We start from the raw sequence: 22,822 nt of genomic DNA on the forward strand, positions 1-22,822 counted from the left end.
ATTTTTCGCAACAGGGATACTTTTCATGCAACTCATCATGAGCCTGGTCGGCATGGCGGTGCTTATTGCCATCGCGGTGCTGTTATCCAGCAACCGGCGCGCCATCAACATGCGCACCGTGGTCTGGGCGTTCGTCATTCAGATCGCCATCGGCGCGCTGGTGCTGTATGTGCCGGTCGGCCGCAGCATGCTCGGCGGCATGTCGGCCGGGGTGGCCAACGTGATCGCCTACGGCAATCAGGGCATTTCGTTCATCTTCGGCGGGCTGGTCTCCGACAAAATGTTCGAGGTGTTCGGCGGCGGCGGCTTCGTCTTCGCGCTGCGCGTTCTGCCGGTGATCGTGTTCTTCTCCTCGCTGATCGCGGTGCTTTACTACCTGGGCATCATGCAGCTGGTGATCCGCGTCCTGGGCGGCGGCCTGCAGAAGCTGCTGGGCACGTCGCGCACCGAGTCGCTGTCGGCGACCGCCAATATCTTCGTCGGTCAAACCGAAGCGCCGCTGGTGGTTCGCCCGTATATCGCCACCATGACCCAGTCCGAGCTGTTTGCCGTCATGTGCGGCGGCCTGGCTTCGGTGGCCGGTTCGGTGCTGGCGGGCTATGCCCAGATGGGGGTGCCGCTGGAGTACCTGATCGCCGCTTCGTTCATGGCCGCGCCGGGCGGGCTGCTGTTCGCCAAGCTGATGGTGCCGGAAACCGAAAAGACCCATGACAAAGACGATGCGATGAAGCTGATCGCCGAAGAGGACCGCCCGGCCAACGTGATCGACGCGGCGGCTTCCGGCGCGGCTTCCGGCATGCAGCTGGCGCTGAACGTCGGCGCGATGCTGCTGGCGTTCATCGCCCTGATCGCCCTGCTGAACGGCATTCTCGGCGGCATCGGCGGCTGGTTCGACTACCCGCAGCTGTCGCTTGAGCTGTTGCTCGGCTGGCTGTTCTCACCGATCGCTTTCCTGATCGGCGTGCCCTGGAGCGAAGCGATGACCGCCGGCTCGTTTATCGGCCAGAAAATTATCGTCAACGAATTCGTCGCCTACATGAACTTCGGCGCCTATCTGCGCCCTGACGAGGTGGTGGCGGCCGAGGGGCTGCAGGTGCTGTCTGCCCATACCAAGGCGATCATCTCCTTCGCGCTGTGCGGCTTCGCCAACCTGTCGTCGGTGGCCATTTTGCTGGGCGGCCTGGGCAGCATGGCGCCCAGCCGTCGCCACGACATCGCGCGCTTCGGCCTGAAAGCGGTGGTGGCCGGCACGCTCTCCAACCTGATGAGCGCCACTATCGCCGGGTTCTTTTTGGCGCTGTAAGCTAAACTCTCAAAAACGCGGGCGTGCGCTGCGCGCCCGTGATCTTCAGCGGTTTCTTTAGCGAATTTGTGAACGATATCGCGTTATTTTGTGATGCTCTTCACATATAATTCCATCCTGTTACAGTGCTATTTCATATGGTGTGACGCCTAACGCGAATTGCCCCGGGCGATCCGGTTAAAATAGCTATTACTGGCCAGCCGCATCGCGGGTGGCTCTGTGCGGTGAGAAGGATCTCAGTTGCCGCCGCGGGAATCCGTTCCCCAGCGCTATCTTCATGGAACCAAGTCCGCTCGCCAACATCCAGGTTCTCAGTTGGAGAGTTTTATGACCGAACTAACCGCAGCAGCGCAACGTGCGCTGAATTTAATGGATTTAACCACGCTGAATGACGACGACACCGATGAGAAAGTGATCGCGCTCTGTCGTCAGGCCAACAGCCCGGCCGGCCACACCGCGGCCATCTGCATTTACCCGCGTTTTATCCCGGTGGCGCGCAAGGCGCTGCGCGAGCAGGGCACGCCGGACATCCGCATTGCGACCGTGACCAACTTCCCGCATGGCAACGACGATATCGACATCGCGCTGGCCGAAACCCGCGCGGCGATCGCCTACGGCGCGGATGAAGTGGACGTGGTGTTCCCCTACCGCGCGCTGATCGCCGGCAACGAGCAGGTGGGCTTCGAGCTGGTCAAGCAGTGCAAGCAAGCCTGCCAGGCGGCCAACGTGCTGCTGAAAGTGATCATCGAGACCGGCGAGCTGAAGCGGGCCGATTTGATCCGCAAAGCGTCCGAAATCGCCATCAACGCCGGCGCCGATTTTATCAAGACCTCCACCGGCAAGGTGCCGGTCAACGCCACGCTGGAAAGCGCCGAGCTGATGATGTCGGCGATCCGCGATCTGGGCGTGGCGGAAACGGTCGGCTTCAAGCCGGCCGGCGGCGTGCGCAGCGCGGAGGACGCGCTGCACTATCTGCAACTTGCCGATCGTATTCTGGGTGAAGGCTGGGCCGATGCGCGGCATTTCCGCTTCGGCGCGTCCAGCCTGTTGGCCAGCCTGCTGACCACCCTGGGCCACCGCGCTCAGGCCGGCGGCGGCGGCTACTGATCGATTCCGATGGCCGGGCGCCGCGTGGCGCCTGCCTTCATCCGACTCTAGGTTACACAGGGGGATGCCTTGTTCCTGGCACAAGAAATAATTCGTAAAAAACGCGACGGCCAGCCGTTGAGCGAAGCCGAGATCCGTTTTTTCATCAACGGCATCCGCGATAACGCGGTGTCCGAAGGGCAGATCGCCGCGCTGGCGATGACCATTTATTTCCACGACATGACCATGCCGGAGCGCGTGGCGCTCACCATGGCGATGCGCGACTCCGGCACCGTGCTGGACTGGAAGAGCCTGTCGCTGAACGGCCCGATCGTCGATAAACACTCGACCGGCGGCGTGGGCGACGTCACTTCGCTGATGCTCGGCCCGATGGTGGCGGCCTGCGGCGGTTATGTGCCGATGATCTCCGGCCGCGGCCTGGGCCATACCGGCGGCACGCTGGACAAGCTGGAGGCGATCCCGGGCTTCAACATCTTCCCGGACGACAACGCCTTCCGCAAAATCATTCAGGACGTGGGCGTGGCGATCATCGGCCAGACCAGCTCGCTGGCGCCGGCGGACAAGCGCTTCTACGCCACCCGCGACATTACCGCCACCGTGGATTCCATTCCGCTGATCACCGCCTCTATTCTGGCGAAGAAGCTGGCGGAAGGCCTGGATGCGTTGGTGATGGACGTGAAGGTCGGCTCCGGCGCCTTTATGCCAACCTATGCGGCTTCGCAGGATCTGGCGCAGGCGATCGTTGGCGTGGCCAACGGCGCAGGCTGCAAAACCACCGCGCTGCTGACCGACATGAACCAGGTGCTGGCGTCCAGCGCCGGCAACGCGGTGGAGGTGCGCGAAGCGGTGCGTTTCCTGACCGGCGAATACCGCAACCCGCGCCTGCTGGAAGTGACCCTGGCGCTGTGTGTGGAGATGCTGCTGTCCGGCGGGCTGGCGAAAGACGACGCCGATGCGCGCGCCAAGCTGCAGACGGTGCTGGACAACGGCAAGGCGGCGGAGGTGTTTGGCCGCATGGTGGCGGCGCAGCAGGGCCCGGCGGATTTCGTCGAGCGTTACGACAGCTACCTGCCGGCGGCGACCCTCAGCAAGCCGGTTTACGCCGAGAAGCCGGGCATCATCAGCGCGATGGATACCCGGGCGCTGGGCATGGCGGTGGTGTCGCTGGGGGGCGGGCGCCGCCGCGCGACCGACAATATCGATTACAGCGTCGGCCTGACCGAGATGGCGCGCCTGGGCGACAACCTGGATACCCGGCAGCCGTTGGCGGTGATCCACGCCAACGACGAAGAGAGCTGGCAGCAGGCGGCCGAAGCGGTGCGCGGCGCCATGACGCTGAGCGACAACGCGCCCGAAGCGACGCCGGTAGTTTACAAACGAGTGTCGGAATAAGTATTACCTTTACCACATTTATAGCGGCAGCAAAACTCGCTGCCACTATACCCAATGGATTTCAAGATGCAGGTAGGCGGTAACTGAAGGAATCCCCAGTCACTTGGTGAACCAAGTGACTGGGGTGAGTGAAGGCAACCAACACCCCTGCGGCTTGAAAGACGACGGGTATACAGGAGAGCACAGATGAAACGTACATTTATTATGGTCTTGGACTCATTCGGCATCGGCGCCAGCGAAGACGCCGAGCGTTTTGGCGATCGGGGTTCCGACACCCTGGGCCACATTGCCGAGGTTTGCGCGCGCGGCGAAGCCAACGTTGGCCGTCAGGGCCCGTTGACGCTGCCTAACCTGAGCCGCCTGGGCCTGGGCAAGGCGGCGGAGGAGTCTACCGGCAAATTCCCGCAGGGGCTGGACCGCGACGCGGATATTATCGGCGCTTACGCCTACGCCAGCGAGCTCTCTTCCGGCAAGGACACCCCGTCGGGCCACTGGGAAATCGCCGGCGTGCCGGTGCTGTTCGACTGGGGCTACTTCAAGGACGAGCACAACAGCTTCCCGCAGGCGCTGCTGGACAAGCTGGTCGAGCGCGCCAAGCTGCCGGGCTACCTGGGCAACTGCCACTCTTCCGGCACGGTGATCCTCGATCAACTGGGCGAAGAGCACATGAAAACCGGCAAGCCGATTTTCTACACCTCCGCCGACTCGGTATTCCAGATCGCCTGCCATGAAGACACCTTTGGCCTGGAGCGTCTGTACGAACTCTGCGAAATCGCCCGTGAAGAGCTGACCGAAGGCGGCTACAACATCGGCCGCGTCATCGCGCGTCCGTTCGTCGGCGACAAGCCGGGCAACTTCCAGCGCACCGGCAACCGCCACGATCTGGCGGTAGAGCCGCCGGCGCCAACCGTGCTGAAAAAGCTGGTGGACGAGAAGGGCGGCGAAGTGGTGTCGATCGGTAAAATCGCCGACATCTACGCCAACGTCGGCATCACCAAGAAAGTGAAGGCCACCGGCATCGACGCGCTGTTCGACGCCACCCTGACTGAAATGGCGCAGGCCGGCGACAACACCATCGTGTTCACCAACTTCGTCGACTTCGACTCCTCCTACGGCCACCGCCGCGACGTGGCGGGCTATGCCGCCGCGCTGGAGCTGTTCGACCGCCGCCTGCCGGAGCTGCTGAAGCTGGTGAAAGACGAAGACATCATCATCTTCACCGCCGACCACGGCTGCGACCCGACCTGGCCTGGCACCGATCACACCCGCGAACACATCCCGGTGCTGGTCTACGGCCCGAAAGTGAAACCGGGCTCGCTGGGCCACCGTGACACCTTCGCCGACATCGGCCAGACCGTGGCCGGCTATTTCGGCGTGTCGCCGATGGACTACGGCAAGTCAATGCTGTAACACTTTGCTGGCGCCGGGCGGTTGCCCGGCGCATTTTTTTATTCATGACGACGATTTGAAGGAAGAGAATTATGGCTACGCCGCACATTAATGCTGAAATGGGTGATTTCGCTGACGTAGTACTGATGCCGGGCGATCCGCTGCGCGCAAAATACATCGCCGAAACCTTCCTGGAAGGCGCGGTGGAAGTGAACAGCGTGCGCGGCATGCTGGGTTTCACCGGCACCTACAAGGGCCGCCGCATCTCGGTAATGGGCCACGGCATGGGCATCCCGTCCTGCTCCATCTATGCGCGTGAGCTGATCGCCGAGTTCGGCGTGAAGAAGATCATCCGCGTGGGGTCCTGCGGCGCGGTGCGCGACGATATCAAACTGCGCGACGTGGTGATCGGCATGGGCGCCTGCACCGATTCCAAGGTGAACCGCCTGCGTTTCAAAGACCACGACTATGCGGCGATCGCCGACTTCGATATGGTGCGCAATGCGGTGGACGCCGCGGCGGCGCAGGGCATCCCGGCGCGCGTGGGCAACATCTTCTCCGCCGATCTGTTCTACACGCCGGATCCGGACATGTTCCAGGTGATGAAGAAGTACGGCATCCTGGGGGTGGAAATGGAAGCGGCCGGTATCTACGGCGTGGCGGCTGAGCTGTACGAAGAGTTCGGCTGTAAGGCGCTGACCATCTGCACCGTCTCCGACCACATTCTGCGCCACGAAGCGACCACCGCCGCGGAGCGCCAGACCACCTTCAACGAGATGATCGTTATCGCGCTGGAGTCGGTACTGCTGGGCGACAAAGCCTGATAATCAAACGGGCGCAGCTCGCTGCGCCCGCGTTTGGAACGCTCCCCATCCTCAGGTTTTTTTCACCTCTTCCTTCGGCGGTTCATCATCGTCGTCTTCCACCGTGTTGCCTTCTTCCAGCGGCGTATTGGCGGTCAGCAGGTAGGGCGACTGCTGCCAGCGGCTGCGGCGATGCTGCAGCAGGGTGCGCGCCAGAATAATGCCGATCGCCAGCGCCAGCAGGATCATCAGGCGCAGCAGGTTGGTGGTGTTGTCCACCTGCTTGGACTCGGTCGCCAGCACGTGGGTGTCCAGGGTGATGCGGATAAAGCCGATCGGGCCGTCTTTGCCCTGGATCGACTCAACCAGCTGATGATTGAAATAGCTGCCGGCGCGTTTGCCGTCGAGCGACAGGCGATCGCGTATACTTATCTGTTCACCGGCGTGGGAAACCAGGGTGCCGTCCAGCTGATAGACGCTGGCGTCCAAAATGCGGCTGTGATCGGTGAGCCGTTTCAGGATGGCGTCGACGCGCTGGTTGTCGACGTCGCTGTCGTCGTCCAGCAGCGGCGCCAGGCTGTAGGCGACCTGTTGGGTCAGCGTTTGCGCCAGCTCCTCCACCTGCTCGGATCGCGCCATTTGATGACTCAGGCTAAAATAGGAGGCGCCCTGCATCAGCAGCACCAGCAAAGCCAGGCAAATCAGGATAATAGCGGTGCGGTGCAGGCGAAATTTCAGTTTAGCGCGAGCCATGCAGGTTCCTTGGGCATCTTGGACACTTTATGTTGCCAGAACCAATGGCGATAGGATAGCTTGATGCGTCGTTTTATCGTGCAGCAGCAGGGTGCGCCCCATTATTCAGGAGTTAATGATGTCGAACAGTCTGACCTATTGCGATCTCCCGGCGGAGATCTCTCAATGGCCGGGTCTTCCCCTTTCGTTGAGCGGCGATGAAGTGATGCCGCTGGACTACCGGGCGGGCCATACCGGGTGGCTATTGTATGGCAAGGTACTGGACAAGACGCGCATCACTCAGTTCCAGCGCAAGCTGGGCGCGGCGATGGTGATCGTCACCGCCTGGGCCGTGGAGGATTATCAGGTGGTGCGTTTGGCGGGCACGCTGACGCCGCGCGCCAAGCAGCTGGCGGCGGAAAATGGGCTGGACGTGGCGCCGCTGGGCAAGATCCCGCACCTGCGCACGCCGGGCCTGCTGGTGATGGACATGGACTCGACCGCCATCGAGATCGAATGCATCGATGAGATAGCCAAGCTGGCGGGCGTCGGCGAACAGGTGGCGGAAGTCACCGAGCGCGCGATGCGCGGCGAGCTGGACTTTACCGCCAGCCTGCGCCAGCGCGTGGGCACGCTGAAAGGCGCCGACGCCAATATCCTCAGGCAGGTGCGCGACGCGCTGCCGCTGATGCCCGGGCTGACCAGCCTGGTGAGCAAGCTGCAGGCGATGGGCTGGCATGTGGCGATCGCCTCCGGCGGCTTCACCTACTACGCCGAATACCTGCGCGACCGGCTGAAGCTGGTGGCGGTGGCGGCCAACGAGCTGGAGATCCGCGACGGCAAGCTGACCGGCGAAGTGCTGGGCCCGGTGGTGGATGCGCAGTTCAAGGCCGATACGCTGGTGCGGCTGGCGGAAAAGCTGGGCATTGCGCCGCAGCAGACCGTGGCCATCGGCGACGGCGCCAACGATTTGAAAATGATGCAGGTGGCGGGGCTGGGCATCGCCTACCACGCCAAGCCGAAAGTGTATGAAAAGGCGCAGGTGTCGATTCGTCACGCCGACCTGATGGGCGTGCTGTGCGTATTGACCGGCAGCCTGAAACACGAAGTGCGATAACCCCGTCATTAGTTAGGGTATAAACCAAAGATTGAGGTAACACGTGGCAAAAGCGGCAAAACGGGCGTTTGTATGTAATGAGTGCGGCGCAGACTATCCGCGCTGGCAGGGCCAGTGCAGCGCTTGCCACGCCTGGAACAGCATTACGGAAGTGCGCCTGGCCGCTTCCCCCGCCGCCGCGCGCAACGAGCGCCTCAGCGGCTATGCCGGCGACGCCGGCATCAGCAAGGTGCAGAAACTGTCGGATATCAGCCTGGAAGCGCTGCCGCGCTTCACCACCGGCTTTCTCGAGTTCGACCGGGTGCTGGGCGGCGGCGTGGTGCCCGGCAGCGCCATTCTGATCGGCGGCAACCCCGGCGCCGGTAAAAGTACCCTGCTGCTGCAGGTGCTGTGCAAGCTCTCGGAACAGATGAAAACCCTGTACGTCACCGGCGAGGAGTCGCTGCAGCAGGTGGCGATGCGCGCCCACCGCCTGGGGCTGCCGACCGGCGGCCTGAACATGCTGTCGGAAACCAGCATCGAGCAGATCTGCCTGATCGCCGAGCAGGAGCAGCCGAAGCTGATGGTGATCGACTCGATCCAGGTGATGCACATGGCCGATATCCAGTCTTCGCCGGGCAGCGTGGCGCAGGTGCGCGAAACCGCCGCCTACCTGACGCGCTTCGCCAAAACGCGCGGCGTGGCGATCGTGATGGTCGGCCACGTCACCAAAGACGGCTCGCTGGCCGGGCCGAAGGTGCTGGAGCACTGCATCGACTGTTCGGTGCTGCTGGACGGCGACGCCGACTCCCGTTTCCGCACCCTGCGCAGCCACAAGAACCGCTTTGGCGCGGTCAATGAGCTGGGGGTATTCGCCATGACCGAACAGGGCCTGCGCGAGGTCAGCAACCCCTCGGCGATTTTCCTCAGCCGCGGCGACGAGGTGACCTCCGGCAGTTCGGTGATGGTGGTGTGGGAAGGCACCCGGCCGCTGCTGGTGGAGATCCAGGCGTTGGTGGATCACTCGATGATGTCCAACCCGCGCCGGGTGGCGGTCGGTCTGGAGCAGAACCGACTGGCGATCCTGCTGGCGGTGCTGCATCGCCACGGCGGCCTGCAGATGTCCGATCAGGACGTGTTCGTCAACGTGGTCGGCGGGGTGAAGGTCAGCGAGACCAGCGCCGATCTGGCGCTGCTGATGTCGCTGGTGTCCAGCCTGCGCGATCGGCCGTTGCCGAACGATCTGGTGGTGTTCGGCGAAGTGGGCCTGGCGGGGGAAATCCGCCCGGTGCCGAGCGGCCAGGAGCGCATTTCCGAAGCGGCCAAGCACGGCTTCAAGCGCGCCATCGTGCCGCACGGCAATATGCCGAAGAAGCCGCCGGCCAATATGCAGGTGTTCGGGGTGAAGAAGCTGGCGGATGCGCTGGACGTACTGGAAGAGTTCTATTAACCGCCATTTGATGCGCGGAATATGCTATTGTGTTTAGCATATTAAACGGAGGTGGCAATGCGGCAATTTGATTACCTGAAGGCGTCGATTAAGCAGAAGGGCTGTACTCTGCAGCAGGTGGCGGATGCCAGCGGCATGACCAAGGGCTATCTCAGCCAGCTGTTGAACGACAAAATCAAAAGCCCGAGCGCCCAGAAGCTGGAAGCGCTGCACCGTTTTCTCGGGCTGGAATTCCCGCGTCGCGAGAAAAAAGTCGGGGTAGTGTTTGGTAAATTTTACCCGCTGCACACCGGCCACATTTACCTGATCCAGCGCGCCTGCAGCCAGGTGGACGAACTGCACGTGATGCTGTGCCACGACGAGCCGCGCGATCGCGCGCTGTTTGAAAACAGCTCCATGTCGCAGCAGCCGACGGTCAGCGATCGTCTGCGCTGGCTGCTGCAAACCTTCAAGTACCAGAAAAACATCCATATCCATTCGTTCGACGAACAGGGGATCGAACCCTATCCGCACGGTTGGAACGTATGGAGCGACGGCATGAAGGCCTTTATGGAGCAGAAGGGCATAGTGCCGAGCTTTATCTACTCCAGCGAAGCGCAGGACGCCCCGCGTTATCGCGAACATCTGGGTATCGAAACCATACTCATCGATCCCGAGCGCTCGTTCATGAACATCAGCGGCGGCCAGATCCGCCAGGATCCGTTCCGCTACTGGGATTACATCCCCACCGAGGTCAAGCCGTTCTTTGTGCGCACCGTAGCGATCCTCGGCGGTGAATCGAGCGGCAAATCGACCCTGGTCAACAAGCTGGCGAACATATTCAACACCACCAGCGCCTGGGAATACGGCCGCGACTATGTGTTTTCGCACCTTGGCGGCGATGAGATGGCGTTGCAGTATTCCGACTACGACAAGATAGCGCTCGGTCAGGCGCAGTACGTCGACTTTGCGGTGAAGTACGCCAACAAGGTGGCGTTTATCGATACCGATTTCGTCACCACCCAGGCGTTCTGTAAAAAGTATGAGGGGCGTGAGCATCCGTTCGTGCAGGCGCTGATCGACGAATACCGTTTCGATCTGGTGATCCTGCTGGAAAACAACACCCCCTGGGTGGCGGACGGCCTGCGCAGCCTCGGCGCGCCGACCGATCGCAAGGCGTTCCAGCACCTGCTGGAAGAGATGCTGCGCGCCAACAACATCGAGTATGCGCACGTCGAGTCCAGCGATTACGAAGAGCGTTTCCTGCGCTGCGTTGAGCTGGTGAAGCAGCTGCTGGCGGCGGACGCCAGCCGGCTGGTCGGCGCGCTGCCGCTCTGAGCCGCCGGGGCTTCATCCCGTCAGTAAGCAATCACCAGTTTGCCCTGCATATGCCCGTCGAGCAGCTTCTGGTGCGCGGCGGTCAGCGTATCGACCGTCAGCCCGTGCAGGGTTTCGCTCAGCGTGGTGCTCAGCTTCCCTTCGTCCAGCAACGCTGCCACCTGCTGCAGGATCTTGCCCTGCTGCGCGATGTCCGGCGTGGTGAACATGCTGCGGGTAAACATCAATTCCCAGTGCAGCGCGGCGCTTTTCAGCTTCAGCGCGCTTTGATCCAGCGGCTGCGCGTTTTCGACGATGGTGCAGATGTGGCCCAGAGGGGCGATCAGCTCGGAAATGGCTTTCCAGTGGCCGTCGGTGTCGTTCAGGCACAGAATGTAATCCACCTGCTCAATGCCCTGCTGCGCCAGATTGCCTTTCAGATCGCGATAGTCCACCACCCGATCGGCGCCGCGTTCGCGGCACCAGGCGGCGGATCCCGGACGTGAGGCGGTGGCGATCACGTTCACCTTGCTGCGCAGCGCGGCGAACGGGATGGCCAGCGAACCGACGCCGCCGGCGCCGCCGATGATCAACAGGGTCTGATCTTCCGTCGCATCCTGGATATGCAGGTGCTCGAACAGCGCTTCCCAGGCGGTGAGGGCGGTCAGCGGCATCGCGGCGGCCTCGGCCCAGTTCAGGCTGCGCGGCTTGAGTGCGGCGATGCGCGAGTCGATCAGCTGGTGGCTGCTGTTGCTGCCCGGGCGGGTGATGTCGCCGGCGTACCAGACCTCATCGCCCGGTTCGAAGCCGCTGACGCTGCTGCCCACCTCGACCACCACGCCGCTGGCGTCCCAACCGAGGATGCGCGGCTGCTGCAGGCCGCTCTTTTGCAGGCCGGCGTGCACCTTGGTATCCACCGGGTTGACCGATACCGCTTTCACCTCCACCAGCAGATCGAACTGGCCGGGAACCGGGCGCTCCGGCGTGATTTCAATGAATCCGGCGGGGTTTTTCGGGTCTACGGCTATGGCTTTAATCGACATGACTATGCTCCTTTCGAATGTATAACTCAGTGTAGCCCCTCGGGAGTAGGGTGATAAGATGGACAATAACTAACGAAGCGTTCGTTTGAGGTGAACAATGAGGTTTAAGCAGCTGCAGGATATGGCGCTGTTCGCGCTGGTGGCCGAGTGCGGCAGCTTCACCGCCGCCGCCCGGCGCGCCGGGTTGCCGAAGTCCAGCGTCAGCCAGCGCGTCAGCCAGCTGGAGCAGGCGCTGGGCCTGAGATTGCTCAACCGCACCACCCGCCAGCTGAATCTGACCTTCGCCGGCGAGCGCTATCTGGAGCACTGTCAGGAGATGATGTCCGCCGCCGAGCGGGCCGATCTGGCCCTGCAGCGGCTGCGCGACAACCCGAGCGGCCGGCTGCGCATTTCGACCCCCGCCGGGCTGGGGGCAACGCTGCTGGCGCGGCTGGCGGCGGATTTTCAGCGCCAGTATCCGGACGTCTCGCTGGAGGTGTCGGTGTCCGACGCCATGGTGGATCTGGTGCAGGAGGGGTTCGACGCCGCGTTGCGCACCGGCAAGCCGCAGGATTCTTCGTTGATCGGCCGTCGGTTGGGCCATGCGCCGCGCTACCTGCTGGCGGCGCCGGCCTACCTGGCGCAGCACCCGCCGATCCTGCATCCGCAGCAGCTGCAACAGCATCGCTGCATCGCCCACCGCGCCTGGACGGCCTGGAGCCTGCGCCGCGGTGATGAATTCTACCGCTGGCAGCTGCCGATGGGGCATACCACCGACAACCTGCTGTATGCGCGCGAGTGCGCCATTTCCGGCGCCGGCATTACGCTGCTGCCGGCGTTTCTCAGCCGCGAGGTGGTGGCGCAAAAGCAGCTGGCGGAGGTGTTGCCGGAGTGGCGGGCGGAGGGCAATGAGCTGTACCTGGTGTACCCGAGCCGCAAGCTGAACTCGCCGGCGCTGGCCTGTTTTATCGACGTGGTGCTGCAGCATCCGGTGTTCGACGACTATGCCCGGGAGCTGGCGCGGGAATAAAAAAAGGCGCCGCATGCGGCGCCTTCCGGCTTACTTGGCGATCTTCTTGTACTTGATGCGGTGCGGTTCGAGCGCCTCCGCGCCCAGAGTGCGCTTCTTGTACTCTTCGTATTCGGTGAAGTTGCCTTCGAAGAACTCTACGTTGCCTTCATCCTGGTAATCCAGAATGTGGGTGGCGATGCGGTCGAGGAACCAACGGTCGTGCGAGATCACCATGGCGCAGCCGGGGAATTCCAGCAGGGCGTTTTCCAGCGCGCGCAGGGTTTCGATATCCAGGTCGTTGGTCGGTTCGTCGAGCAGCAGCACGTTGCCGCCAACCTGCAGCAGCTTGGCCAGGTGCAGACGGCCACGTTCACCGCCGGACAGCTCGCCCACGCGTTTGCCCTGATCGACGCCCTTGAAGTTGAAGCGGCCGACGTAGGCGCGGCTTGGCATTTCGGTGTTGCCGATGCGCATGATGTCCTGACCGCCGGACACTTCTTCCCACACGGTTTTCGAATTATCCATGCTGTCGCGGAACTGATCGACCGAGGCCAGCTTGACGGTGTCGCCCAGCACGATGCTGCCGGAATCAGGCTGTTCCTGACCGGACATCATGCGGAACAGCGTGGATTTACCCGCGCCGTTCGGGCCGATGATGCCGACGATGGCGCCTTTCGGCACCGAGAAGGAGAGGTCGTCAATCAGCACGCGGTCGCCGTAAGACTTGCGCAGGTTGCTGACTTCGACCACTTTATCGCCCAGGCGCGCGCCAGGCGGAATAAAGAGTTCGTTGGTCTCGTTACGCTTCTGGTATTCGGTGCTGTTGAGCTCTTCAAAGCGCGCCAGACGGGCCTTGCCCTTGGACTGACGGCCTTTGGCGCCCTGACGCACCCACTCCAGCTCTTTCTCGATCGACTTGCGGCGAGCGGCTTCGGCGGAGGCTTCCTGCGCCAGACGCGCGTCTTTCTGCTCCAGCCAGGAAGAGTAGTTGCCTTCCCACGGGATGCCTTCGCCGCGGTCCAGCTCGAGGATCCAGCCGGCGACGTTGTCGAGGAAGTAACGGTCGTGGGTGATCGCCACCACGGTGCCTTCGAAGTCGTGCAGGAAGCGTTCCAGCCAGGCCACGGACTCGGCGTCCAGGTGGTTGGTCGGTTCGTCCAGCAGCAGCATGTCCGGTTTTTCCAGCAGCAGGCGGCACAGCGCCACGCGGCGGCGCTCACCGCCGGACAGGTTGGCTATCCTGGCGTCCCACTCCGGCAGGCGCAGCGCATCGGCGGCGCGCTCCAACTGGGCGTTCAGGTTGTGGCCGTCGTGGGCCTGGATGATCTCTTCCAGGCGGCCCTGCTCGGCGGCCAGCTTGTCGAAGTCGGCGCCTTCTTCCGCGTACAGCGCGTACACTTCATCCAGGCGTTTCAGCGCGCCGACCACTTCCGCCAGCGCTTCTTCTACCGACTCGCGCACGGTATGTTCCAGGTTGAGCTGCGGCTCCTGCGGCAGATAACCGATTTTAAGTCCGGGCTGCGGGCGCGCTTCCCCTTCGATATCGGTATCGATGCCGGCCATGATGCGCAGCAGGGTGGATTTACCGGCGCCGTTCAGGCCCAGCACGCCGATTTTGGCGCCGGGGAAGAAGCTCAGGGAGATGTTTTTCAGAATGTGACGCTTCGGCGGAACCACTTTGCCGACGCGATGCATGGTATAGACGTATTGAGCCACGTTGCTCTTAGCCTCTCTATATCAGTTTTTATAGGATGTCTGGCTGCGGAGTGTAGCCCGTTTCAAACGAGGATCCCAGCCGATAGCTCAGTATAACCCTTTATGCGCCTATCCAGACGCATAAAGGCGAGGCGTTATGGCGTGACGACGATCGCGACGCGGCGGTTTTCCGCGCGGCCGCTGGAGGTGCGGTTGTCGGCGACCGGATCGCGTTTGCCCATGCCGCGGGTTTCAATGTTGGAGCGCGGGATGCCGACGCTGGCCAGCAGATCGGCCACCGCATCGGCGCGGCGCAGGGAAAGCTGGTCGTTATAGCTGTCTTCACCGTAATTGTCGGTATGGCCGTCCAGGCGGAACTGGGTGATGCCGACGCTCAGCAGCGCGCGGCCCATCTTTTGCACCGCCTCGGTGCTCTCCGGGTTCAGCTTGCCGATATTGTTGCCGAACAGCACCTTGTCCGACATGCCGAATTCCCAGCCGTTATCCGTCAGCTTGAAGCCTTGAGACTGCAGCAGCGCAATCTGCTCGGCCGTCAGGCCCTGCGGTTTTCCCTGGCAGCCGGCCAGCGCCAGCAGGGCGATGAACATCATCGTCAACAGTGAAAAACGGCGTTTTAGTGTTTGCTGTATCATAATCAAATCCCTAGTTTAAATTTTATGGCTGGGGCTCTTATTTATGTATTGCCAGCCGCCAGCCTCCATTATAACGATGCTTGGCTTGGTACATCGCATCGTCGGCTTCGTGCAAAAGTCCCTGAGGCGTTACCGCGTGCTCAGGGTAAAGTGCAATGCCGATGCTCAGAGAGGTGATCACCGCCTCGTCGTTCGGCAAAATTACCGGTTGGGTCATGCAGTCGATGATGTTGTCAGCGATCTGCAACACATCTTCCGTACTGTGGACCGGCGCCAGCAGTACGGCGAACTCGTCGCCGCCCAAACGCGCGACCAGATCGCTATCGCGCAGCTGTGCGCGAATACGGCCGGCGATGGTGGTCAGCACCGCGTCGCCGGCGGCGTGGCCATAGCTGTCATTCACCTCCTTGAAGCGATCGCCGTCGATAAACAGCACCGCCAGTTTCTCGGGCGGTTCGATATCCCCCAGCGCGCGGCTCAGCCGCCCCTCGAAGAAGGCGCGGTTCGGCAGCCCGGTCAGGCTGTCGTGCGTCGCCCGGTGGGTCAGCGAATCATTTTCCTGTTTCAGATGGGCCTGCCAGGCTTCCAGCTCGTCGAGCAGGCCGTTGAAGTCGCCGCTCAGTTCGTGCAGTTCGGCGATCGGCGCCGACGGCACCCGCAGCCCGAAGGTGCGATCGCGGCGCACCGCGTGCGCCACCTTGGCGATATCGTCCAGCGAGCGGACGATGCCGACCAGCATCCGGCGGGACAGCACCAAGGCGCACAGGGTACTGAGCACCAGGCAGGCTATCATGCCCACCATGCCGCGCAGCAGGAAACGCAGCAGGCTGCCGCCGTGGCCGCTCAGCCACACCTTGCCGACCTGTTTGCCTTCGTGGGCGATCGGCAAGATCACCGGCTCCGGCAGCGCCCAGTGGGCGACGACCTGTTCCAGGCCGTGCAGCGGGCCGTCTTTGGGGTGGCGCCAGCTGGCCAGCACCTTGCCGCTGTTGTCCAGGATCCGCGCTTCCGACACCTCTTCGTTGGAGGCGATCAGCATCAGCGCCTCGCGGGCGGCGGTGCGGTCTTCGAACACCACCGCGGCTTCGACGGTGTAGCTGATGGAGCGGGCGATCAGGTGCAGGTTATGGTTGGCGTAGGCGCGCAGCGCAAACAGCGCCACCAGCGTCAGGAAAATGCCCGCGGTGCCCACGGCGATCAGCGCCAGGCCAAGATGCACCCGCTGCAGCACCCGGCCGAGCGTCGGGCGCGAATGGCCGGTGCGGTTTTTGCGCAACAGCCTCATAGCGGCGGCGCCTGCTTGCGCGCCAGCTGCAGCACGTTAGGGTGAACGCGCACCCCGCTGCGCGCCAGGGCGTCCAGGTTGACCTTGAAGCTGGCCTGGTCACCGTCAATCTGCAAGCAAAACGCGCTGCCGGCGGAGCATTCGATATCGTTCTCGCTGATGCTGAGAATAGAGTGGCCGGAAATGCGCTGCATAAAATTCTGTCTCTGTGCGGAAGTGATCTCTCCCAGATAAATCACGTCGCAACCGGCGCTCAGCAGCGGGCTGTCAAAGGGAACGCGGTCGACCTTGATCGGACGGGGGGCGCTCAGCAGAATCGGATCGAACAGGCCTTCGGCGTAGTGGGTCGATGCGGTGACGCACAGCCGGATGGGGTCAGGATTGCTGGTCCAACGCGCGTAGCTGATAATGCCCACCACCACGGTGGTTACCGCATGGGTGCGTTTTTGATAAGGATCGGCGGTGCCGGGGCGCGCCAGGCCGGGAAAAGCCAACAGCGCCAGCAGAACGAACAGCAGACGGCCGGAATTCAGACGTGCGCCAAGGAAAGCCCGCCATGGGCCTTTTGCGCAACTCGCCAATATCGCGGCATTTTTCGCCATCTTCATCTGCCATTCCCGCCTGGGTTCGTCGCCCGCGGGCGGAAACCTGACAATGAGAAATCTGGCCCGGCCGAAGGGATAATCGTCTTGCTGAAAGCTGTGATCCGCACTGTCTAATGAACGCTGTCTCACCCGTAATTGGCGCGGATTGTATTATAAGATGCCTCGGTTGCGCGCTTTATGTGCCGTTTTCTCGGATTTATCTTACTTCTTTTTAACAGTATAAAAATGCCTTGCGGGGTTTGCCACCGCTTTTCCGAAAAGTTGCCGCGTTTGGCTGGCCGGCAGGCGATGAGGTGCGTTTTTAGCTAATTTGGTGGCGAATGATTTGAGGTTATTTCACGGAAATTACCGGGCGGGCCGTCATTAACCTCAACGAGGATATCGGCGGCGAACGGCGCGCTGATTTGTCAGCCAAGGTAAACGTTTTTTACCTGGCGCCCGTCGTGACGATACACTTCTTCTTCTACAGTATTGAATGGATAAGCGATTGCGCTGTCTATGGTAGATACCAGCGTCCGGGCTAGCGGCCCGGCCTTTTTTGCCTGGTGGCGTCCAAGCGCGGCCGGGCAGGCAACGTTGGGGAGCCTGCCTCATCCGCCGTTGGCCGCTGACGCGCGCGGCGACGGGGTGAACCGGCTCTCGACAGCATAACCAGCGAGGAAAGAGCGAGTATGGTCAAGGTAGACAAGCGGCGGCTGTTGGCGGTAGGGCTGTGCCTGACGGCGTTTTCCGGCGCGGCGCTGGCGGACTCTCTGGACGCCCAACGCCAGCGTTACCAGCAAATCAAACAGGCGTGGGACAGCAATCGGATGGACGTGGTGGCGCAGCTGATGCCGACGCTGCGCGATTACCCGCTTTACCCCTATTTGCAATACCGTGAACTGACGCAGGATCTCAGTCAGGCCGGGTTCTCCGAAGTGAACGACTTCATCAAGAAAAATCCGACGCTGCCGCCGGCCAGGTCGCTGACGCCGCGCTTCGTCAATGAGCTGGCGCGCCGTGAAGACTGGCGTACCCTGCTGGCGTTCAGCCCGCAGGCCCCGAAACCGGTGGCGGCCCGCTGCAATTATTACTACGCCAAGTGGGCCACCGGCGATCGGCAGGCGGCCTGGAACGGTGCCGACGACCTGTGGATGAGCGGCAAAACGCTGCCGGGCGCCTGCGACAAACTGTTTAACGTGTGGCGCGGCGCGGGCAAGCAAACGCCGCTGAGCACGCTGGAGCGCATGAAGCTGGCGCTGAAAGAGGGCAACAGCGCGTTGGTCAACAGCCTGTACCGCCAGCTGCCGTCCGAGTACCAAACCATGGGCGATGCGCTGGTGCGCCTGCAGAACGATCCGACCACGGTGGAAGCCTTCGCCCGCAGCGTGGGGCCGACCGACTTTACCCGCGCCGCTACCGGCATTGCGTTCGAGCGCCTGGCGCGGCAGGACGCCGAGAATGCCCGGGCGATGATCCCGACCATCGCCCGCCTGCAGAAGATGAGCGACAGCGAACGTCTGGGGCTGGAAGAAGCGGTGGCCTGGCGCCTGATGGGCAACGACGCTACCTATGAACAGACCCAGTGGCGCGATCGGGTTATTTTGCGCAGCCAGTCGCCGGCGTTGCTGGAGCGGCGGGTGCGCATGGCCCTGGGCAACGGCGATCGTCAGGGCGTGGCCACCTGGCTGGCGCGCCTGCCGACGGAGTCGCGCAATAAGGATGAATGGCGCTACTGGCGCGCCAGCATGCTGCTGGACGACGGCAAGCGCAGCGAGGGTGAAGAGATCCTGCGCAACCTGATGACCGAACGCGGCTTCTACCCGATGGTGGCGGCGCAAAGGCTGAACGCCACTTATCCGGTGATGGTGGCGGTAGCGGCCAAGCCGCGCGCCTCGCTGGTGGACGGGCCGGAAATCGCCCGGGTGCGCGAGCTGATGTACTGGAATATGGATAATCTGGCGCGCAGCGAGTGGAGTTCGTTCGTCGTCAGCCGCAGCCGCCCTGAACAAGAAGCGCTGGCCCGCTACGCCTTCGAGCAGAAATGGGCCGATCTCAGCGTGCAGGCCACCATCGTCGGCAAGCTGTGGGACCATCTCGAAGAACGCTTCCCGGTCGCCTGGCCGCAGGAGTTCCGGCGCGCGACCGACGACAAGGGGATCACCCCGAGCTATGCGATGGCGATCGCCCGTCAGGAGAGCGCCTGGAACCCGAAGGCGCAGTCGCCGGTGGGCGCCACCGGCCTGATGCAGGTGATGCCGCGCACTGCGCAGCATACGGTGCAGATGTTCAATATTCCGGGGTACAGCGGCCCGAGCCAGCTGTTCGATCCGCAGACCAACATCACCATCGGCACCCGCTACCTGGAATACGTCTATCAGCAGTTCGGCCGCAACCGCATTTTGTCGACGGCGGCCTATAACGCCGGCCCGTCGCGGGTGAATACCTGGCTGGGCAACAGTGCGGGGCGCATCGACCCGGTGGCGTTCGTCGAGAGCATTCCGTTCTCGGAAACCCGCGGCTACGTCAAGAACGTGCTGGCTTACGACGCATTTTACCGCTACCTGACGCACCGGCCGGCCAAGGTGCTGACCGACGCCGAGTGGCAGCGGCGTTATTGATTTTTGTCGCCCTATGGTATGCTGCTGTACTAGTTAAATAGTATGGTGGCTGCCATGACGCAATTATCGCTAAACGACCCCGCTCTTTCAGAACAAGGCAATGAGGATTGGCTGCGCTTCGTCGCGCTGCTGCAGAATTCGTTCGCGCAGGAGCTGCACCAGCCGCTGATGCAGCTGCTGCTGACGCCGGACGAGCGCACTGCGCTCGGCACCCGGGTGCGGATTATTCAGGAGTTGATGCGCGGCGAAATGAGCCAGCGCGAGCTGAAGAACGAACTGGGGGCGGGAATAGCCACCATCACCCGCGGTTCGAACAGCCTGAAGGCGGCCTCGCCGGCGTTGAAACAGTGGCTGGAGCAACAGCTGCTGGGCGATGCGCAGTAACGCGCGTTACTGCTGGTGCTGCTGGTAGATGGCGTTGTGGAACGGCACCAGCGCCAGCAGCAGGGCCTGGTGGTAGACGCTGGTGCGGCTCAGCCGCCCGTCGGTAAAGACGCCAATCGCGCCGCCCTGGCGTTTCACTTCGGCGTTGCCGGTGATGTTCGCCATTTCGCTGCCCAGCTCGCGGCCGGCGCGGATACCCTGTAAAATGGCCTCGGGCAGCATCAGGCTGGCTGAACGCGATTCACCGCGGGTAAGCGGGTTTTCTATCGTCATCCAGGCAAAGGTCATGTTCTCTTCAATTCCGGCCTCTACGCCGACCCAGAAATCGGCTTCCGGCCGCACCTGACGCGCTTCCATCACCCGCTGGCGCGCGCCGGTGCGGGTTTCGTGGTTGCCTATCGGCTGCAGCGAAACGCCGCTGGCGACGTCGACGGATTCAATGCGGCATTGGTTCGCGCCAAAGGCGTCGTCAAAAGCCAATTGAATAGCCTTGATCTTTGCCGGGTTGGTAGTTGCAGCGACAACATGGTACATAACGGGTTTGATATCCTTCTATCCGATACGCCGGGCGAGTGCGCAAGCGACCGCCGGGCGGAGACAAACTCAAGTTTCACGCAGTATAACGGAAAACAAAAATGTTACAGGTATACCTCGTTCGCCATGGCGAAACGGAATGGAATGCGGCTCGCCGCATCCAGGGCCAGTCTGACAGCCCGTTAACCGCCAAGGGTGAACACCAGGCCCATCTGGTGGCCGGGCGCGTCAGCAAAGAGGGCATCACGCACGTTATCACCAGCGATCTGGGGCGTACCCGCCGCACCGCGCAAATCATCGCAGACGCCTGCGGCTGCGAGGTGATTGACGATTCACGTTTGCGTGAGTTGCATATGGGGGTTCTGGAGGAACGCCTGATCGACAGCCTGACGCCGCAGGAAGAACAGTGGCGCAAACAGATGGTCGATGGTACTCCTGACGGCCGTATCCCTCAAGGTGAATCCATGGAAGAGCTGGGCGAGCGGATGCGCGCCGCGCTGGAAAGCTGCCTGATGCTGCCGGAAGGCAGCAAACCGCTGATCGTCAGCCATGGCATTGCGCTGGGGTGCTTGATCAGTACGGTGTTGGGGCTGCCGGCCTATGCGGAACGCCGCCTGCGTTTGCGCAACTGTTCGCTGTCGCGCGTCGATCACCAGCAAAGCCCGTGGCTGGCTTCCGGCTGGATCGTCGAAACCGCGGGCGATGTCACGCATCTGGACATGCCCGCGCTGGACGAACTGCAGCGTTAACGCCGGATCGGGATCAGGTAGTCGCAGCTGATCTCGGTGGGCGGCTGGGGTGGCCGCCGGTCACCCTTCGGATAGAAGCGCTCGATATCGTGCCCTTTGCGGCGCGTCAGCTTGAGCGCCGGCAGGCAGGTGCCGTAGACCATCAGGATAAAGTCCTGCAGGCCTGAAGTGGGCCCCTCGTAGCTGAACATGGCGTACTCGCCGCCCTGCAGCACCAGCGGTTGGCCCTCCTGCACCTTTTCCGGCACGTGATGCGGCTCCAGCGCCGTGGTGTACAACACTTCCTGTTCGTCGTCCTTTTCCTGGCTCGGGTGCGAATGGTGCAACCCGTACAGCACCGGCGGCAGCGTGTCGACGTCGCCCAGATACTGGCGCCAGAACTGCGAGCGCAGCTCGGTGCGGAACGTGGAAATTTGCTCCAGCGTACAGGAGTAGCTCTGGGTCAGGCCAATCAGGTGCTGCTCCGGCAAGGTGACGAACTCCGGCTGCGGCAGGGTAAAGGCCCCCAGGCGGATGGGCGGGCAGATGCCGAATGAATTCCAGTCCTCGGCGCGGCGATAGAGCGCCGGCGTTTGCGCAAACTGTTTCTTGAATGCGCGAGTGAAGGTCTGTTGCGAGTCGAAGCGATACTGCAGGGCGATGTCCAGAATGGGCCGGCTGGTTAAACGCAGCGCCACGGCGGCTTTGGACAGCCTTCTGGCCCGGATGTAAGCACCGATGGCGTTACCGGTAATATCTTTGAACATCCTTTGCAGATGCCATTTGGAGTAGCCCGCTTTCGCCGCGACGTTGTCCAGCGACAAGGGTTGGTCCAAATGGCTTTCCAGCCAGCTAAGCAGATCACGAATGATACCGGCTTGATCCATAGATCTTCCTCGTAGAGCTTTAGGGTAGGAACCCGAACTGTTGATTCATCACGCTGGTGCTTGCGCTATCAGACCGATCCATGAGCCATTTTGCGTTGCACTCTTTGCCTCTTACTACGCGCACTGCGCAAGAGTTGGATTGGGGCACACCTGGGTGGGCGCAAAGAAATAACGACGCCGCATAATAGCAATTTTTTTCCTCCGAGACTCCCAAAGATTTTTTTCACGCTCTGTGCTAAAAGGGACGGTGCGGACCAGTAAAAGCCTGATTCTGTGAGCTGAAACATAAATAATTTTGATTACTGGGCCTGTTTTCATAGGCCAGTTTTTGTTGGAGTTAAGTGAATGAAAAAAGGATGGATATTTTTGTTTGGTTTAGTTTGCGCCACGGTAAACAGCGCGCAGGCGGAACAGGTAGGGTCGGTGGATACGGTATTCAAACTGTTTGGTCCAGACCACAAAATTGTGGTGGAAGCGTTCGACGATCCGGATGTTAAAAATGTAACTTGTTATATCAGCCGCGCCAAAACCGGCGGCATCAAAGGCGGGCTGGGGTTGGCGGAAGATACCGCCGATGCGGCGATTTCCTGCCAGCAGGTAGGGCCGATCGCGCTGAGCGACAAGATCAAGAACGGCAAGGCGGAAGGCACGGTGGTGTTCCAGAAGCGCACGTCGTTGGTGTTCAAGAAGCTGCAGGTGGTGCGCTTTTATGACGCCAAGCGCAACGCGCTGATCTACCTGAGCTACTCTGACCGGGTGGTCGACGGCTCGCCGAAGAATGCGTTGAGCGCGGTGCCGATCATCCCCTGGGGTGAGGCCAAATAAAAAAACGGGGTTCAGCATGCTGAA

General features: G+C 62.0%; 21 protein-coding genes. 13 read left to right on the top strand and 8 right to left on the bottom strand.

Features of this window, described 5'->3' with window-relative positions; genetic code table 11:
* The first annotated feature begins 25 nt into the window (after window positions 1–25).
* The 5 genes from D7I37_RS10235 (at window position 26) to deoD (ending at window position 6,015) form a co-directional block, all read left to right on the top strand.
* Window positions 26–1,303: a NupC/NupG family nucleoside CNT transporter gene (locus D7I37_RS10235; RefSeq protein WP_061794875.1), complete on the top strand. Its 1,278-nt coding sequence runs from the start codon at window positions 26–28 to the stop codon at window positions 1,301–1,303.
* A 327-nt stretch (window positions 1,304–1,630) separates the two neighbouring features.
* Window positions 1,631–2,410, top strand: a complete 780-nt coding sequence (deoC, locus tag D7I37_RS10240) for a deoxyribose-phosphate aldolase (RefSeq protein WP_095095689.1) — start codon at window positions 1,631–1,633, stop codon at window positions 2,408–2,410.
* A 69-nt stretch (window positions 2,411–2,479) separates the two neighbouring features.
* Window positions 2,480–3,802: a thymidine phosphorylase gene (gene deoA, locus D7I37_RS10245; RefSeq protein ID WP_129543647.1), complete on the top strand. Its 1,323-nt coding sequence runs from the start codon at window positions 2,480–2,482 to the stop codon at window positions 3,800–3,802.
* A 186-nt stretch (window positions 3,803–3,988) separates the two neighbouring features.
* Entirely contained in the window at window positions 3,989–5,212 is a 1,224-nt protein-coding gene (deoB, locus tag D7I37_RS10250; RefSeq protein ID WP_061794878.1) for a phosphopentomutase, read from the top strand.
* Between the two features lie 71 nt (window positions 5,213–5,283).
* Window positions 5,284–6,015, top strand: coding sequence for a purine-nucleoside phosphorylase (gene deoD, locus D7I37_RS10255; protein WP_129543648.1), 732 nt, complete (start codon window positions 5,284–5,286; stop codon window positions 6,013–6,015).
* A 51-nt stretch (window positions 6,016–6,066) separates the two neighbouring features.
* Here the strand turns inward: deoD and D7I37_RS10260 are convergent, their stop codons facing one another.
* Window positions 6,067–6,747: a YtjB family periplasmic protein gene (locus D7I37_RS10260; protein ID WP_061794880.1), complete on the bottom strand. Its 681-nt coding sequence runs from the start codon at window positions 6,745–6,747 to the stop codon at window positions 6,067–6,069.
* Between the two features lie 118 nt (window positions 6,748–6,865).
* Between D7I37_RS10260 and serB the strand changes: the two genes are divergently transcribed.
* The 3 genes from serB to nadR are packed head-to-tail and all read left to right on the top strand — an operon-like array spanning window position 6,866 to window position 10,589.
* A complete protein-coding gene (gene serB / locus D7I37_RS10265; RefSeq protein WP_061795072.1) occupies window positions 6,866–7,843 on the top strand; it encodes a phosphoserine phosphatase in 978 nt (325 codons plus the stop codon).
* A 43-nt stretch (window positions 7,844–7,886) separates the two neighbouring features.
* A complete protein-coding gene (gene radA, locus D7I37_RS10270; RefSeq protein WP_061794881.1) occupies window positions 7,887–9,272 on the top strand; it encodes a DNA repair protein RadA in 1,386 nt (461 codons plus the stop codon).
* A 57-nt stretch (window positions 9,273–9,329) separates the two neighbouring features.
* Entirely contained in the window at window positions 9,330–10,589 is a 1,260-nt protein-coding gene (gene nadR, locus D7I37_RS10275) for a multifunctional transcriptional regulator/nicotinamide-nucleotide adenylyltransferase/ribosylnicotinamide kinase NadR (RefSeq protein WP_061794882.1), read from the top strand.
* A 20-nt stretch (window positions 10,590–10,609) separates the two neighbouring features.
* Here nadR and D7I37_RS10280 read toward each other — a convergent pair whose 3' ends face one another.
* On the bottom strand, window positions 10,610–11,611 hold the full coding sequence (locus D7I37_RS10280) for a zinc-binding alcohol dehydrogenase family protein (protein ID WP_061794883.1): 1,002 nt from the start codon (window positions 11,609–11,611) through the stop codon (window positions 10,610–10,612).
* Window positions 11,612–11,708: 97 nt separating this feature from the next.
* On the opposite strand from D7I37_RS10280, the gene D7I37_RS10285 reads away from it, so the two are divergent.
* Complete coding sequence (locus D7I37_RS10285; protein WP_061794884.1) at window positions 11,709–12,620, top strand: LysR family transcriptional regulator; 912 nt, start codon at window positions 11,709–11,711, stop codon at window positions 12,618–12,620.
* 30 nt (window positions 12,621–12,650) lie between these two features.
* Here the strand turns inward: D7I37_RS10285 and ettA are convergent, their stop codons facing one another.
* The 4 genes from ettA to D7I37_RS10305 form a co-directional block, all read right to left on the bottom strand.
* Window positions 12,651–14,318, bottom strand: a complete 1,668-nt coding sequence (gene ettA / locus D7I37_RS10290; protein ID WP_061794885.1) for an energy-dependent translational throttle protein EttA — start codon at window positions 14,316–14,318, stop codon at window positions 12,651–12,653.
* A 134-nt stretch (window positions 14,319–14,452) separates the two neighbouring features.
* The gene (locus D7I37_RS10295) at window positions 14,453–14,950 is read right to left on the bottom strand and encodes an OmpA family protein (protein WP_061794886.1); all 498 of its coding nucleotides are present in this window, start codon (window positions 14,948–14,950) and stop codon (window positions 14,453–14,455) included.
* Window positions 14,951–14,987: 37 nt separating this feature from the next.
* A complete protein-coding gene (locus D7I37_RS10300; RefSeq protein WP_061794887.1) occupies window positions 14,988–16,235 on the bottom strand; it encodes a diguanylate cyclase domain-containing protein in 1,248 nt (415 codons plus the stop codon).
* Window positions 16,232–16,843, bottom strand: coding sequence for a YfiR family protein (locus tag D7I37_RS10305; protein WP_061794888.1), 612 nt, complete (start codon window positions 16,841–16,843; stop codon window positions 16,232–16,234). Before D7I37_RS10305 ends, D7I37_RS10300 begins: the two co-directional genes overlap by 4 nt.
* 668 nt (window positions 16,844–17,511) lie before the next feature.
* Between D7I37_RS10305 and sltY the strand changes: the two genes are divergently transcribed.
* Together sltY and trpR are read left to right on the top strand one after the other, a co-directional pair.
* Window positions 17,512–19,440, top strand: a complete 1,929-nt coding sequence (sltY, locus tag D7I37_RS10310) for a murein transglycosylase (RefSeq protein WP_061794889.1) — start codon at window positions 17,512–17,514, stop codon at window positions 19,438–19,440.
* Between the two features lie 54 nt (window positions 19,441–19,494).
* Window positions 19,495–19,824: a trp operon repressor gene (gene trpR, locus D7I37_RS10315; RefSeq protein ID WP_061794890.1), complete on the top strand. Its 330-nt coding sequence runs from the start codon at window positions 19,495–19,497 to the stop codon at window positions 19,822–19,824.
* 6 nt (window positions 19,825–19,830) lie between these two features.
* On the opposite strand, the gene yjjX is transcribed toward trpR, so the two are convergent.
* Entirely contained in the window at window positions 19,831–20,358 is a 528-nt protein-coding gene (yjjX, locus tag D7I37_RS10320; protein WP_061794891.1) for an inosine/xanthosine triphosphatase, read from the bottom strand.
* 101 nt (window positions 20,359–20,459) lie between these two features.
* Here yjjX and gpmB point away from each other — a divergent pair, with 101 nt between their 5' ends.
* Complete coding sequence (gene gpmB, locus D7I37_RS10325; protein WP_061794892.1) at window positions 20,460–21,107, top strand: 2,3-diphosphoglycerate-dependent phosphoglycerate mutase GpmB; 648 nt, start codon at window positions 20,460–20,462, stop codon at window positions 21,105–21,107.
* On the opposite strand, the gene robA is transcribed toward gpmB, so the two are convergent.
* The gene (robA, locus tag D7I37_RS10330) at window positions 21,104–21,973 is read right to left on the bottom strand and encodes an MDR efflux pump AcrAB transcriptional activator RobA (RefSeq protein ID WP_061794893.1); all 870 of its coding nucleotides are present in this window, start codon (window positions 21,971–21,973) and stop codon (window positions 21,104–21,106) included. The genes gpmB and robA overlap by 4 nt on opposite strands.
* A 345-nt stretch (window positions 21,974–22,318) precedes the next feature.
* On the opposite strand from robA, the gene creA reads away from it, so the two are divergent.
* On the top strand, window positions 22,319–22,798 hold the full coding sequence (gene creA, locus D7I37_RS10335) for a protein CreA (RefSeq protein ID WP_061794894.1): 480 nt from the start codon (window positions 22,319–22,321) through the stop codon (window positions 22,796–22,798).
* The last annotated feature ends 24 nt before the right edge of the window (window positions 22,799–22,822 follow it).

The sequence above is a fragment of the Serratia sp. 1D1416 genome (genome assembly GCF_003641105.1).
Classification (GTDB): domain Bacteria; phylum Pseudomonadota; class Gammaproteobacteria; order Enterobacterales; family Enterobacteriaceae; genus Serratia; species Serratia ficaria.